At 69.9% G+C, this 13292-nt stretch carries 15 protein-coding genes and 3 tRNA genes; 7 read left to right on the top strand and 11 right to left on the bottom strand.

Annotation, left to right across the window (positions count from 1 at the left end; all coding sequences use genetic code 11):
• Nucleotides 1-56: 56 nt before the first annotated feature.
• The 6 genes from EV186_RS07290 to EV186_RS07265 all read right to left on the bottom strand — a co-directional run bounded on the left by EV186_RS07290 (nt 57) and on the right by EV186_RS07265 (nt 6797).
• Entirely contained in the window at nt 57-716 is a 660-nt protein-coding gene (locus EV186_RS07290; protein WP_133848247.1) for an acetyltransferase, read from the bottom strand.
• Complete coding sequence (locus EV186_RS07285) at nt 713-1831, bottom strand: DegT/DnrJ/EryC1/StrS family aminotransferase (protein WP_243753860.1); 1119 nt, start codon at nt 1829-1831, stop codon at nt 713-715. Before EV186_RS07285 ends, EV186_RS07290 begins: the two co-directional genes overlap by 4 nt.
• Nucleotides 1828-2823, bottom strand: coding sequence for an SDR family NAD(P)-dependent oxidoreductase (locus EV186_RS07280; RefSeq protein WP_133848246.1), 996 nt, complete (start codon nt 2821-2823; stop codon nt 1828-1830). The genes EV186_RS07285 and EV186_RS07280 overlap by 4 nt, the downstream gene beginning before the upstream one ends.
• Nucleotides 2820-3881: a Gfo/Idh/MocA family protein gene (locus EV186_RS07275; protein WP_243753859.1), complete on the bottom strand. Its 1062-nt coding sequence runs from the start codon at nt 3879-3881 to the stop codon at nt 2820-2822. Before EV186_RS07275 ends, EV186_RS07280 begins: the two co-directional genes overlap by 4 nt.
• 22 nt (nt 3882-3903) lie before the next feature.
• Complete coding sequence (locus EV186_RS07270) at nt 3904-5307, bottom strand: sugar transferase (protein WP_133848245.1); 1404 nt, start codon at nt 5305-5307, stop codon at nt 3904-3906.
• 398 nt (nt 5308-5705) lie between these two features.
• Nucleotides 5706-6797 (bottom strand): class I SAM-dependent methyltransferase, encoded by a 1092-nt coding sequence (locus EV186_RS07265; protein ID WP_133848244.1) that lies wholly within the window; start codon nt 6795-6797, stop codon nt 5706-5708.
• Between the two features lie 108 nt (nt 6798-6905).
• Between EV186_RS07265 and EV186_RS07260 the strand changes: the two genes are divergently transcribed.
• Nucleotides 6906-7424 (top strand): hypothetical protein, encoded by a 519-nt coding sequence (locus tag EV186_RS07260; RefSeq protein WP_133848243.1) that lies wholly within the window; start codon nt 6906-6908, stop codon nt 7422-7424.
• Between the two features lie 14 nt (nt 7425-7438).
• Complete coding sequence (locus EV186_RS07255) at nt 7439-8500, top strand: M1 family aminopeptidase (RefSeq protein WP_133848242.1); 1062 nt, start codon at nt 7439-7441, stop codon at nt 8498-8500.
• A 36-nt stretch (nt 8501-8536) separates the two neighbouring features.
• On the opposite strand, the gene EV186_RS07250 is transcribed toward EV186_RS07255, so the two are convergent.
• From EV186_RS07250 to EV186_RS07235, 4 genes are all read right to left on the bottom strand, one after another.
• Nucleotides 8537-8610: transfer RNA gene (locus tag EV186_RS07250), tRNA-Phe, on the bottom strand.
• Between the two features lie 172 nt (nt 8611-8782).
• Nucleotides 8783-8856 (bottom strand) — tRNA-Asp (locus EV186_RS07245).
• Nucleotides 8857-8886: 30 nt separating this feature from the next.
• A tRNA-Glu gene (locus EV186_RS07240) sits at nt 8887-8959 on the bottom strand.
• 311 nt (nt 8960-9270) lie between these two features.
• The gene (locus tag EV186_RS07235; RefSeq protein ID WP_133848241.1) at nt 9271-9504 is read right to left on the bottom strand and encodes a hypothetical protein; all 234 of its coding nucleotides are present in this window, start codon (nt 9502-9504) and stop codon (nt 9271-9273) included.
• Between the two features lie 218 nt (nt 9505-9722).
• On the opposite strand from EV186_RS07235, the gene EV186_RS38785 reads away from it, so the two are divergent.
• The 4 genes from EV186_RS38785 to EV186_RS07220 all read left to right on the top strand — a co-directional run bounded on the left by EV186_RS38785 (nt 9723) and on the right by EV186_RS07220 (nt 11353).
• Complete coding sequence (locus EV186_RS38785) at nt 9723-9863, top strand: hypothetical protein (protein WP_166659048.1); 141 nt, start codon at nt 9723-9725, stop codon at nt 9861-9863.
• A gap of 15 nt (nt 9864-9878) precedes the next feature.
• Entirely contained in the window at nt 9879-10178 is a 300-nt protein-coding gene (locus EV186_RS07230; protein WP_133848240.1) for a metal-sensitive transcriptional regulator, read from the top strand.
• Nucleotides 10179-10198: 20 nt separating this feature from the next.
• Complete coding sequence (locus tag EV186_RS07225; RefSeq protein ID WP_279538281.1) at nt 10199-10402, top strand: heavy-metal-associated domain-containing protein; 204 nt, start codon at nt 10199-10201, stop codon at nt 10400-10402.
• Between the two features lie 606 nt (nt 10403-11008).
• The gene (locus EV186_RS07220) at nt 11009-11353 is read left to right on the top strand and encodes a hypothetical protein (RefSeq protein WP_133848239.1); all 345 of its coding nucleotides are present in this window, start codon (nt 11009-11011) and stop codon (nt 11351-11353) included.
• A gap of 101 nt (nt 11354-11454) precedes the next feature.
• Here the strand turns inward: EV186_RS07220 and EV186_RS07215 are convergent, their stop codons facing one another.
• Nucleotides 11455-11658, bottom strand: coding sequence for a cold-shock protein (locus tag EV186_RS07215; RefSeq protein ID WP_133848238.1), 204 nt, complete (start codon nt 11656-11658; stop codon nt 11455-11457).
• A gap of 411 nt (nt 11659-12069) precedes the next feature.
• Between EV186_RS07215 and EV186_RS07210 the strand changes: the two genes are divergently transcribed.
• Nucleotides 12070-13281, top strand: coding sequence for a L,D-transpeptidase (locus tag EV186_RS07210; protein WP_208115494.1), 1212 nt, complete (start codon nt 12070-12072; stop codon nt 13279-13281).
• Nucleotides 13282-13292 lie beyond the last annotated feature (11 nt).

Genomic DNA, 13292 nt, shown 5'->3' with positions numbered 1-13292 from the left:
GCTGCGGCTGCGAGGCCCTCGGTCTGATTTCGACCCTGAGGTCGACACAGAGGGTGTCATCGAGACTCCGTTCGCGAGGTACATAGTGGCTTGGCGGGGTTGCCCGCCCAGGTCTCGCCCGGCGGCACGTCGGTGAGCACCACGGCACCCATGCCGACCACCGCCGCGTCCCCGATCTTCAGGCCCTGCCGCACCAGCGAACCGGCCCCGAGGTAGGCACACCGTCCGACGTGGACGGAGCCGGACAGGGCCGCGCGCCCGGCCAGCGTCACGCCGTCGCCGACCTCGTCGTCGTGGGTGAGCAGGACGTGCGGCATCGCCACGACGTGCGCGCCGACCCGTTGCGGTGCGGTGATCACCGCACCGGCCAGGAACACGCACCCCGGCCCGAGTTCCACGCCGAGGGCGATCGACGCGGCCGGGTGCACGAGCGTGGCGTACCGCTCGGCGGGCAGGCCGAGCCGCGCGGCGAGGTCCAATCGGGACGCCGGTCGCGCGGGGCTGCCCACGCACACCAGCACCGCCGCGTCGGGGTGCGCGTGCACGAGGTCGGCCGGCCCGAGCACCAGCAGACCGTCCATACGGGAGCCGTGCCGGACCGGGTCGTCGTCGAGGAAACCGAGCGGGTCGTACGCGTCGGGCAGCAGGCGCGCGGCCGCCAGCGTCTCGCGGGCCAGACCGCCCGCGCCGACCAGCAGCAGCGGGCGGGCCGTCATGACGCGACCGCGACCAGCGCCTTGGCCAGCGCGTCGACGACGGTGTGCTGGTCGTCCTCGGTCAGCTCGTGGTGCAGCGGCAGGATCACCGTGCGGTTGGTCAGGTGCTCGGTGACCGGCAGCGGGCCGTGGCGGTGCCCGGCGTACGCGGGTTCGGTGTGCGCGGCCATGATCCCGCGCCGCGCCGAGACCCCGGCTTGCGCGAGCGTGGTCAGCACGTCGGCCTGGTCCGGTGCGTCGTCGGGGAGTTCGACCCAGAACGACTGGTAGTTCGTGGTGCCGTGGGCCGGGTCGGTCACCGCGCGCACGCCGAGCGGCGCGAGCAGCTCGTGGTAGCGGGCGGCGAACTCCCGGCGTTGCGCGACGATCGCGTCCAGCCGGCGCAGCTGGACCAGGCCGACCGCGGCCTGGATGTCGGTCATCCGGTAGTTGAACGCGGTCTCGGTGTACTGCTCCAGCACCACGCCGCGGGCCTCGTGCCGGTCAGCGGCGGAGACGCTCATGCCGTGCTCGCGCAGCCGCTTGAGCCGCTGCGCCCAGCTCGGGTCGTCGGTGGTGAGCATGCCGCCCTCACCGGTGGTGATCAGCTTGCGCGGGTGGAACGACCACGCGGCGAGCAACGCGCCGGTGCCGACGGGGCGACCGTGCAGGGTGGACCCCGCCGCGCAGGCGGCGTCCTCGACGACCGGCAGCCCGAGCGCCTTGATCGACTCGACGTCGGCGGGCACGCCACCCTGGTGCACCAGCAGCACCGCGCGGGTCCGCGGGGTGCGCACCGCGTCCACAGTGGACGCCGTCAGGTTGCCGGTCAGCGGGTCGACGTCGGCGAAGACCGGCGTCGCGCCGCAGTAGCGCACGGCGTTGGCGGTGGCGATGAACGACAGCGACGGCACGACCACCTGGTCGCCGGGTCCCACACCGAGCAGGTGCAACGCCAGGTGCAGCGCCGTGGTGCACGACGAGGTCGCGACGCCGTGGCGAGCGCCGACCCGCGCGGCGAACGCTTCCTCGAACGCGGCCACCCGCGGCCCCTGCGCGACCCAGCCCGAGCGCACGGCGTCGGCGGCCGCGGCGGCCTCCTCGTCGCCGAGCAGCGGCTTCATCACCGGGATCACGCGGCACCGACCTCGGCGCGCCACCACGCGACGAGCCCGCGCAGGCCCTCGTCCAGCCCGATCTCCGGGCGCCAGCCCAGGTCGCGGGCCGCGGCCGAGATGTCGGCGAGGCGCCGGGTGACGCCGTTGACCTTGCGTTCCGGTCCGTGCTCCAGCGGCAGGTCGGAGTCCATGGCGGCGAGCAGCGCGTGCGCGAGCCCGGCCAGGCTGGTCTCCTGCTGGCTGGCGATGTTGTAGACAGCGTCGGTGACGCCGGCCTGCGCGGCGAGGATGTTGGCGCGGGCGATGTCGTGCACGTGCACGAAGTCCATGGTCTGGCTGCCGTCGCCGAAGACCAGCGGCGCGTCGCCGCGCTGGATGCGTTCCATCCAGCGGATCAGCACCTCGGTGTACACGCCGTGCGCGTCCATCCGCGGGCCGTAGACGTTGAAGTAGCGCAGCGCCACGTAGTCCAGGTCGGTCATGGCCTTGAAGCTGCGCAGCATGCCTTCGTTGAACGCCTTCGCGGCGCCGTAGAAGGTGTCGTTGTTGTACGGGTGGTGCCGCTCGGTGGTCGGGAATTCCTCGGCCAGCCCGTACACCGACGCCGACGACGACGCGATGACCTTCTTGACGCCTTTCTCGGCGGCCGCCTCGAGCACCGTGAACGTCCCGTCCACCAGGCACTCCAGCGCCAGGCGCGGTTCCTCGGCGCACTGGGTGATCCGGATGGCCGCGAGGTGGAAGACCAGGTCCACGCCCTCGGTCAGCTCGCCGACCAGCGCCCGGTCGTTGATGTCACCCTCGACGACCTTCAGCCGGTCGCCCGCCCGCGCGCTCGCGTCGGCGAGGTTCTCCTTGCGGCCGCGCACGAAGTTGTCCAGCACGACCACCTCGGCCGCGCCCGCCGCGACGAGCCGGTCCACCACGGCCGAGCCGATGGTGCCCGCGCCGCCGGTGACCAGCGCCCGCTGGCCGTGGATCGGCTGTGCCGAGGTCGTTTCCTGGCTCACGCGCTGACCTCCATGAGCTCGCTGTCCTCGAGCACGGGCATGAACGCGCCGCCGTGCGCGAGGCTGGCCGACGCGGCTTCGAGCAGGGAGAGCACGCGCAGCCCGGACCGGCCGTCGGTGAGCGGCCTGCGGCCCACGGCGATGGCGTCGGCGAACTCGGCCATCATGGCGCGCAGCGCCTCACGCTCGGGCAGCGCGGGCGCCACCATGTCGCCGCTGCGGTAGGACACGATCGCCTGGGCGCGCCGGTCCTCGGGCAGCGTCTGCGGGTCGGCCTTGTCCACCCCTCTGTCGTAGATGGACAGTCGCTGGGCCGGGTTGGTGTCGTCCCAGACCACGGTGCGGGTCGAGCCGCCGACCACGAACGTGCGGATCTTGGTGGGCGAGAGCCAGTTCACGTGCACGTGCGCCATCGCGCCGCCGGAGAGCTCGATGGTCAGGTGCGCCACGCACGCGCGGCCCGCGCCGATCGGGTCGGAGCCGTGCGCGGACACCGCGATCGGCACCACGTCGTCGGGCAGGATCGCCGTGAAGATCGACAGGTCGTGCGGCGCGAGGTCCCACAGCACATCCACGTCGGGCTGCACGAGCCCGAGGTTGATCCGCACCGAGTCCAGGTACTGCACGGTGCCGATGCCGCCGCTGCGGATCAGCTCACGCAGGTGCTGCACCACGGGGGTGTAGACGAAGGTGTGGTCGAGCATGAGCGTGAGCCCACGCCGTTCGGCCTCGTCGACCAGCTTGCGGCCGTCGGCGTAGTTCGCGGCGAGCGGCTTCTCCACGAGCACGTGCTTGCCTGCCCGCAACGCGGCCATGGCGACCGGCAGGTGGGTCGCCGCCGGGGTCGCCACCGCGACCGCGTCGACCGCGGGGTCGGCCAGCACCTCGTCCAAAGAGGACGAAGTACGCACCGTCGAGTAGTCGCCGAGCACCTTGCGGGCGCGCGCCTCGTCGAGGTCGCACAGGTATTCCAGGCGCAGTCCGGGTGTGGCTTGAGCGTTGCGTACCAGGTTCGGGCCCCAGTAGCCGGCGCCGATCACGGCGATGCCGATCGTCACGTCGACTTCCCCCTTCAGGGTCTCAGTAAGCACCCGCGCCGGTGAACACCGCGCGGAAGGTCTTCCACAAGATCACTGCGTCCATGGCCAGCGACCAGTCCTCGACGTAGCGCAGGTCCAACCGGACCGCCTCGTCCCACGAGAGGTCGCTGCGCCCGCTGACCTGCCAGAGGCCGGTGAGGCCGGGCTTGACGAGCAGCCGGCGTCGCACGTCGGGTGCGTAGCGCGCGCTCTCCTCGGGCAACGGCGGGCGCGGGCCCACCAGCGACATCGAGCCGCCGAGGACGTTGAACAGCTGCGGCAACTCGTCGAGGGAGTAGCGGCGCAGCACCCGGCCGACCCGGGTGATCCGCGGGTCGCTGCGCATCTTGAACAGCAGACCGGCGCCCTCGTTGTTCGCCGCGAGCGTCGCGAGCTGCTTGTCGGCGTTGGTCACCATCGTGCGGAACTTGACGATGGTGAACACCCGGCCGTCCTTGCCGACCCGCTTCTGCCGGTAGAACACCGGACCCCGCGAGTCCACCGCCACCATCGCGGAGACCAGGATGAACACCGGGGCGAGCAGGGCTAGCAGCAGGAACGAGCCGATCCGGTCCATCGCGCCCTTCACCACGCGGCGGGCGCCGGTGAACGCGGGCGCGCTGACCCGCAGCAGCGGCATGCCGAGCACCCCGCTGACGTGCAGCCGCGGACCGGCGACCTCCATGAGGACCGGCGCGACGACCATCTCGGCCTCGCTGCCCTCCAGGTTCCAGGCCAGCTGCTGCAGCCGGCGCGGCGTCCAGTACGGGTCGGGCGTGACCGCCACGATCCGGTAGCCGCCGCGGCGGACGTGCTCGGCGAGCTGGCCGAGGTGCCCGACCACCGGGACCCCGTCGACCACGTCGCCGGTCTCGTCGTCGCCGAGGCCGTCGATGGTGCAGGCGGCGTCGACCCGCCAGCCCAGGTGCGAGGCGGTGCGGGTGCGGGTCACCAGGTCGCGGATGGTCTCGGGGCTGCCTGCCGCCATCACCGGCAGCATGCAGCGGCCTTCCCGGCGGTTGCGGTGCAGGAAGCGGCGCAGCAGGTAGCGCGTGGGAAAGACCAGCACGGCGATGGCCGGGATCACCACGAACACCCACGGCCGGACGTCGTGCGCGCCGACGGCGATGCCGACCAAGGCGAGCGCCACCAGCGCCGCGAACAGGCCCTTGCCGAGCCGGCGGAACTCCTCGGCCCCCTGGCCGAGCGTGCCCGGGTGCCACGCCCGGCTGGCGATCAGCGCGCACACGACGATCAGGACGGTCGCCCCCGCCTGTCCCGCGTGGCGCAGGTAGTGGGCGTCGCTGTCGGCGATGACCAGCCCGACGCCGAGCACACCCAGCACCGTCCCGAGCAGGTCGGCGGCGATGACGAACCGGCGGTACCTGGTCTCCCAGGTGTCCATCGGCAGTAGGCCAGGCTCACCGGCCGGCAGCCGGCGCCTGGTTTTGGAGTATGCGGGGTGGACAGCGGTTTCCGGCTGTCTTGACTCCACATGCTCACTCATCGTGGTCGTCCCTTCGGTCGGGCCGTGCCGCGTGCGCGGCGCGTGGGCGTCCCCGACGCAGTGCCCACGGATGAGGTGGTTCGATGGCTTGCAGACGATCCGGGCGCCCGACTCACCCTCGTCGCTGTCATCGGCTCATTCGCTCTACTCGGCGTTGCCGTTACACGGAGGGTGAGACCCAGAATCAACTCATTCTGGTGAATTGTTGACCCAATACCCGGCGAAGAACGACTCTGGGTAGGGCCCAATGACCCGTTCGAGCCCGGGCTCTATCCCCCGCGCGAGTGGTTGATCCTTCAGCCGGGCACCAGCCATTGCGCAGGTAGCGCCACGTGCGCGGCGCGCAGTTCGCGCAACAACTCGGGCACGAAGACGAGCACGGCGTCGGGCCGGGCCGCCGTCAGTTCGGTGGGGCTGATCACCGGGATGCGCGTGCCCGGAATTCGCTTCCCCCACTTTCGGGTGGAACCATCGACTACAGCGGGTAACAGATCCCGATCAACGCCGGCGCGGTTCAACAGCACTACAGCGCGGGCGGCAGCACCATAGCCCAGGACCGCGCGCCCCTCGGCGGCCGCCCGTTCGAGCCACGTCCGCAACTCGTTCGCGCTGCGTTCGGCCCAGCGGGCGAGCGTGCCGGGATGCGGTGCGTCACGTTCTTCGGCCAACAGGGTGGTCACCGAGTCGTCCGGCGTGCCGCCCCGCCGCGCGGCGAGCAGCACGGTCTCCCCGTACAGGTCGAAGCGCCACGCGGTGACCGGCACCAGACCCGTCACCCGGAGCATGCCGGCCATGGCCTCGGTGCAGTGGTAGGCGAAGTGGCCGTGGCGCACGACGTTCCACTGCCGGTTGCGGATGATGCCGGGGAAGGACTGGAACTGCAGCAGCAGCACCCCGTCCGGGGCGAGCCGCCGGGTCCGCTCGACCAGCGCGCTCGCCTGGTCGGGGCTGTGGGTCAGGCCGAACGCGTCGACCACCACGTCCACCGGGGCACGCTCGGCCTCACCACGGGTGATCGGGACGAGCTCGCGGGCGGCGAGCAGCGGCAGCCAGGATGCGGCGTGCCCGCTGCCGAACTCGGTGACCCGCATGCCGGCCCTGAGCAAGCCGGACGCCGCGACCCGCGCGACCGCGTCGGCGGCCTGGCTGGCCAGCGCCTGCGACTCGACCCGGGTCGGCTCGACCGGCACCGGCACCTCGTCGGGCAGCTGCGCGAGCCCGCAGGAAGAACAGACCCACAGCCGCAAGGGATGGCGCGGGTCTTCGGCGGCGTCGGTGGCGGCGGGGAAGTGGTCGGTGGCGGGCTGCTCGCCGAGGTCGAGCACGAGCTCACCGCCGCGCGCCCGGCACGCCCGGCAGATCGGGACGAGCGGGTGCTGCCGGTTCACGAGCCGCGGTTCCCTCGATCGGATGGTTGTGACCGCCCAACTGTGGTCGTGAACCTGTTGCCAGTCAACGGGTTGTAACGGGATGGCGGACACCTCCGACCACCGGTCATGCCTCGCCCTCGGTCGGCTGGTGCTCTTGTCCTGCTCGCGGAGTTGTTCGTGTCCGCGTGCTCGTTCGGCGCGAACGGCTCGGGGTTCCGGGTCCACGACGTGCCGGGCTGCATGTTGACCGCGGCGGAGGTGACCAGGCAGTCGGGGCTGTCCATGTCGTCGGCCGTCGACGCGGGTGCCCACACCGCCCTGCCGGACGGCGAGCGGTTGTGCGTCTACAGCGGTCCGGGCCGCGAGCGGGTCAGCGTCCAGGTGATGCTCACCGACCACGACGGGGCTTTCGCGGAGCAACGCAAACAGCTGTCGACGGCATCGGACGTCTCGTCGGTCGAGGTGGGCGACGAGGCGGCCCGCGGCGTGACGATCCGCGACTTCGGCAGCCGCATCACGATCGTGGCGCGGGTGGGTGCCGGGTACCTGCGGGTGGACGTCGATGCGCCCTACGCGTTGGGCACGTCCGCGCCCGTGCGCGCCGAGCACCTCGCCAACGCCTGCGTCGAGGCGATGACGGCGTAGGTCATGATCGGGGCATGGCCTTCGCGGTGCGCCGGTACCACCTGGAGCTGGACTACGCACCGGCCACGGACCGGCTGACCGGGCGCGCCACACTGCACGGCGTTGGCGAGATCGGCGGATTCGAGCTTGCCCTGGCGTGGTCGCGGGTGAGCAAGGTGCTGGTGGACCGCCGTCCCGCCCGGTTCACCCACCGGGACGGCAAGCTCCGCGTGCGCGCGGCGGCGTCGGGTTCGTTCACCGTCGAGGTCCACTACGCCGGGTCGCCGGGGCAGCGGCCGTGGTTCCCGCACCACGAGGACTCGTCGGAGAAGGCCGGCTACGGGTTCGCGATCAGCGTCCCGCCCGGGTGCACCGTGGTCGCGAACGGCCTGCTGGAAGACCACGTTCCCGGTCCGAAGACCAGCCGCTGGTACTACGAACAGGCCGAACCGACGTCGAGCCGGTTCGTGACCGTCCAAGTAGGACAGTTCGAGTTCGTCGAGCCGGCCCGTGACCAGAAGGTCGCGTGCCCGGCCGACCTGGTTGCCGAAGTCCGCGCGACCTTCGGCGAGCAGCCGCGGATGATGCGGGTTTTCGAGGACCTCTTCGGCCGCTATCCGTTCGAGGGCTACACGGTCGTCGTCACCGACCAGGACCGGCCGACGCCGATCGCGGCCCAGACCGTGTCGGTCTTCGGCCGCAACCACCTCGGCGCCCGGGAACTCGCGGCACAGGATCTGCTGGCCCGCCAGCTCGCCCACCAGTGGTTCGGGGCCAGCGTGACCCCGGAGGGCGAGCAGGACAGCTGGCTGGCCGACGGCTTCGCCGCGTACGCCGTGTGGCTGTGGGCCGAGAAGTCCGGCGCCGAACCGACCGCGGAGCGCCCGGCGGAACGCGGCGCGCAGATCTTGCACGCCCTGCGCGAGTACCTGGGCGATGCCGCGTTCTTCGCCCTCTTGCGGGAGTGGGTCGCGACCCACGAGCACGGCATCGCGTCGACCGGCGACTTCGTCACCGCGGCCCGGCGCCACGGCGTGGACGACCGGCTGGCGAAGTGGTTGCGGCACCCGGGGATCCCGGAGAACGACTTGGCCTGAAACGACAAAAGCCCCCGGAGGGGCTTCGTCTCGAGGTGGCCAGGGGCGGGGTCGAACCGCCGACCTACCGCTTTTCAGGCGGTCGCTCGTACCAACTGAGCTACCTGGCCGTGTGAACTCACACCATCTTCTGTTTTTCTGTTCTTCCGTTGGTCCCCCGCTACGGTCCCACGCTGGTTCAGCAGGAACCCGCACCGTGGGGGTCCGGGGGCTCGGCCCCCGGGTAAAACCGCGAACGACGTGGCTTGCGCTCTCCGCAAGCACACGTCGCCCGAGTTCGCGCGACCCAGACGGGACTCGAACCCGCGACCTTCGCCGTGACAGGGCGACGCGCTAACCAACTGCGCCACTGGGCCTTGCTTGTACTGCATCCTACTGGTGTTGCGTGCTCCCAACGGGATTCGAACCCGCGCTGCCGCCTTGAAAGGGCGGAGTCCTAGGCCGCTAGACGATGGGAGCTCGACCCCTCCGCTGGGAGCAAGGAGAAGCATAGGGCACGCCGCCACCGGGTTTCAAAGCGGGGGCCCGCGGCCGGTCGAAGACCACTGCACGTAACCAGAGCGAGCAGCTCATGGCCGGGTAATTCATTGCCCGCCGACGCGAGCGAAAGGTATGTTCGAGGTGCCGCGACGGCGCACCTGGCACGGGGGGTGTGCGCCGAGGCCCCGCGGCGCGGCCGCGCCGGTGAGGAACACCACTCACGGGACGCGATCGAGGGTTGTGCGGACGGGAGCGCACGGCTGGTCCGGCGCTCCCGCCGTGTCCGGGGTTCACCGCATGACCGGCGGGACCCCGTCGTCGTCGGCCAGCAGGCCGAGCATGTCCAGCAGCTGCTTGCAGTCGTCGGCGTCGTTCGCGATGGACGCCACCGCGAGCCGGGCCCGGCGTACCTGGTCCTCGTTGACCCGCCCCTGACCGGCGTCGCCGTTGCGCTGTGACGGCACGGACGGTGCACCGAGGTCCTGTTGCATCAAGAACTGTCGGACTTCCAGTGAGCTGCTCATCGCTGCCTCCCCGACTCAGGTGTGGCCGTGAGGTTATGCGGCGGAAGCCATGCGAAGCAGCCCCCCGCAGAGTGAACCGTTCGCAACGCTAAGTGAACCCGCTAGACCAAGTGGCTGAGCCGGTCACGGCGCGTCCGGAGGGCCGGCTGGCGATGGCGCCGAACGGGTAGCCGGAACCGCACTGTGCTCACGCACCGGCATGAGGCAGGGTTTCGGCCATGACCGAGGAGAACAAGCCGGCCGACCCGACCGAGGCGCTCCAGGAGCGCATCGGTGAGCTCGACGGGCTGATCGCTCAGCTGAACTCCCTGACCGACCAGTTGCAGGAGCAGTTCAAGCCAGACAGCCCTACCCAGTAGGGGTATATTGAGGGCATGGCCGACGAACACCACGGGCACTCGTACACCGCCAACCGCGAGGCGCACCAGCGCCGGCTGCGCCGCATCGAAGGTCAGGTGCGCGGGCTGCAACGGATGGTGGACGAGGACGCCTACTGCATCGACGTCCTGACCCAGGTGTCCGCGGCCACGCGGGCGCTGCAGGCGTTCGCGCTGGAACTGCTCGAGGAGCACATGGCCGGCTGCGTGGTGGATGCCGCGCGCCAGAGCGACGACGCCGCCGCGGCCAAGGTGCGCGAGGCCGCCGACGCCATCGCCCGTTTGGTGAAGTCCTGATCGACCCGGAGGAACAAGCAGTGCAGACCACCTACACCGTGACCGGCATGACCTGCGCCCACTGCGCGCGGTCGGTCACCGAGGAGCTGACCGAGCTCGAGGGCGTCACCGACGTGTCGGTGGACGTGCCGACCGGCGCGGTGACCGTCAGCAGCACCGCTGAGCTGGCCAAGGACGACGTGGCCGCGGCGGTCACCGAGGCGGGCTACCAGCTCGTCGGCTGACCAGCCGTCCGGGAGCTTGGCACCGACAATGCGAACATCAAGTGAACAATTCAACGGAATTTTCGGGCCCAAGCTCTCCCCACATCCGCGTGCACGTGCAACAATCGTGTTGCTGACACACCCCCGGTCAGCGCCTGTGGAGATCCCCTCCGGCCCCCGCGTTCCTCCCCCTGGCGCGGGGGCCATCTCCTTTTCCGGGCAAGGTCGCCTCGGTTCCGTTGCGTGATGGGCCGGAAACCGCAGGTGTCGGCCCCAGGGGTGTCAAGGCACAATTCACACGCTCGTGGCGCGTTGTCCACAGCCTGTGACTTATCCACAGATTCACAGTGGTTTCGGGCCCTCATCCCAAGCACGGTCGAGCCGGAGCAAAGGTCGCCCCCATCGTGGCGGAAACCCTCCGCAAGCCGGAGAAGGGCCGAATCTTTGCAGGTCAACCCCGGCATTGTGCAACTGAGCGAGTGACCGGTACGGTCAGTTCGGGTAAAGGATGCGCAACCAAGTGATGACGCACGGAAACCAAGGTGGTTGCGCAATCAGCCAATTGTGTGAGTGTGTTGCACGTCACACTCACTATGTTCTCGTGGCCGATTCGTTATCGTAGCCGCCGTGCCTCTTCCATCTCTTGGACGCAGCAGGACCAACCTCAAGGCCGTCGGTACGTCGACGGGCCGTCACCGCACCCCGATCCGTGACGTCGAGGAAGTGCTGCCTGACCACGAGCTCGAGTCATACCTCTCGGCGCTGAGCCCCGACAACGACCTGGACCCGGAGTCCACCGGTTCCGGTCGTCGCTTCGGCGGCGCCGAGGTCTACCAGCTGCGGGTGTCGTTGATGGCCAACGAGCACCTGCGCGAGCTCGCCGTGCGGCAGAACACCACGCCGAACGCACTGGCCCAGGAATGGGTCCTGCAACGGCTCCAGTGGGAAGCCCGGCAGCTGCACTCCCGCTGAGCGTCCGAACACACCCCGAACAGAACACCCATCCCCCGACACGCGAAGGGCCCCGGCCACACACCCGGCCGGGGCCCTTCGCAGCAAGAACGAGGTCCGGTCTACAGCGGCACCACGTTGGTCGCCTGCGGGCCCTTGGTGCCCTGACCGATCTCGAACTCGACCCGCTGGTTCTCCTCCAGGGTTCGGAAGCCCTTGCTCTGGATCTCCGAGTAGTGGACGAACACATCGGAGCCGCCGTTGTCGACGGCGATGAAGCCGAACCCCTTTTCGGCGTTGAACCACTTCACCGTGCCCTGTGCCATAAACCTGCCTCCATCGCAGGGTCATCACGAGGTTGCCCCGTGCAACCTCTCGGCCTTTCGGGGCGACACTTCACGCGCGCCCGCGATGCTTCGTTCCGCGAGCGTGGGTTGAGCACGAACACAGAAACAAACGGCCTGGCTGCGGAGCGTATCGCCGGGCGCACATCGGTCGGTACGGCCAAATCGGCGGCCCGTTGGGCTGAACGGGTGACACGCCCGTAGTCACCAATCTGTAGCCACCGTCGAACGGAACCGTTGTTTTCCCTGGCTAAACTCGCCGGACGGCAGCACGCGATGATCTTGGGTCGTGGCGTCAACGCAAATGTGACGTGAGTCACAGCAGTGATCGCCAACGTTCGGCTGCTCAGCGGCGTCGTTAGTGGCGAGACCACACGGGGGAAAGGGACACACGTGACGGTGGGCAGGGGTACAAGGCGGTTCTTCGGCGCTGTTGCAGCCGCCGCGGCCGCGTCGCTGGTGTTTGCCGCGTGCAGCAGCGACGACGGCGGCGCGCCCGCCACGCAGACCCAGACCGGCGCTGCCGGCCAGAACCAGCAAGTCGGGCCTGCCGCGGCCCCGGTGGTCGCCAAGGTGACCACGAAGCCGGCCAACAACGCCAAGAACGTGGCGCCGAACGGCCCGTTCACCGTCACCGTCGCCGACGGCACGCTGGCCTCCGTCACGCTGACCAACCCCGACGGCAAGAAGGTCAAGGGGAGCCTCGCCGCGGACAAGAAGAGCTGGAAGGTCACCGAAGACCTGGGCTACGGCAAGAAGTACACGTGGTCGGGCAGCGCGACCAGCCCCGACGGCAAGAGCGTGCCGGTCAAGGGCTCGTTCACCACGGTCACCGCGCAGAGCAAGGTCAGCGCCCACATCAACACCGCGGACAACGCGACCTACGGCGTCGGGCAGCCGATCGTGGTCACCTTCGACCAGGACGTCAGCGACAAGAAGTCGGTGGAGAAGGCGCTCAAGGTCGAGACGTCCAAGGACGTCACCGGCTCGTGGGCCTGGTTCGACGACCGCACCGTGCACTACCGCCCGAAGGCGTACTGGCCGGCGAACACCAAGGTCGACGTGCACCTGGACATCTACGGTGTCTCGTTCGGCGGTGGCGCGTACGGCCTGGACGACGTGACCTCGAAGTTCACCATCGGCCGCAACCAGGTCGTGAAGGCCAACACCAAGACCCACCGGTTCATGGTCTACCGCAACGGCAAGAAGGTCCACGACTACCCGGCCAGCTACGGCCTGGACTCTGACCCCGGCCGCGTCACGCACAGCGGCACGCACCTCGTGATGAGCAAGAGCCAGACGTACTTCATGACCAACGAGAAGTACGACTACGAGAACATCGAGGTCCACTGGGCCGTGCGCATCTCGAACAACGGCGAGTTCGTCCACGGGGCTCCGTGGTCGGCGGCCCAGCAGGGCAACTCCAACGTGTCGCACGGGTGCGCGAACCTGTCGGAGGCAAACGCCGAGGCCTACTACAACAGTGTTCTGCCTGGTGACCCGGTCGAGGTGACCGGCAGCACGGTGAAGCTCAGCCCGGCCGACGGCGACTACCACGACTGGATCTACTCCTGGAGCAAGTGGCAGAGCATGTCGGCGCTCTGAGTTCCTCCCCT

Source organism: Labedaea rhizosphaerae (genome assembly GCF_004362825.1).
In the GTDB taxonomy this organism is placed as follows: domain Bacteria; phylum Actinomycetota; class Actinomycetes; order Mycobacteriales; family Pseudonocardiaceae; genus Labedaea; species Labedaea rhizosphaerae.
This window is presented reverse-complemented; position numbering and strand designations above follow the sequence as displayed.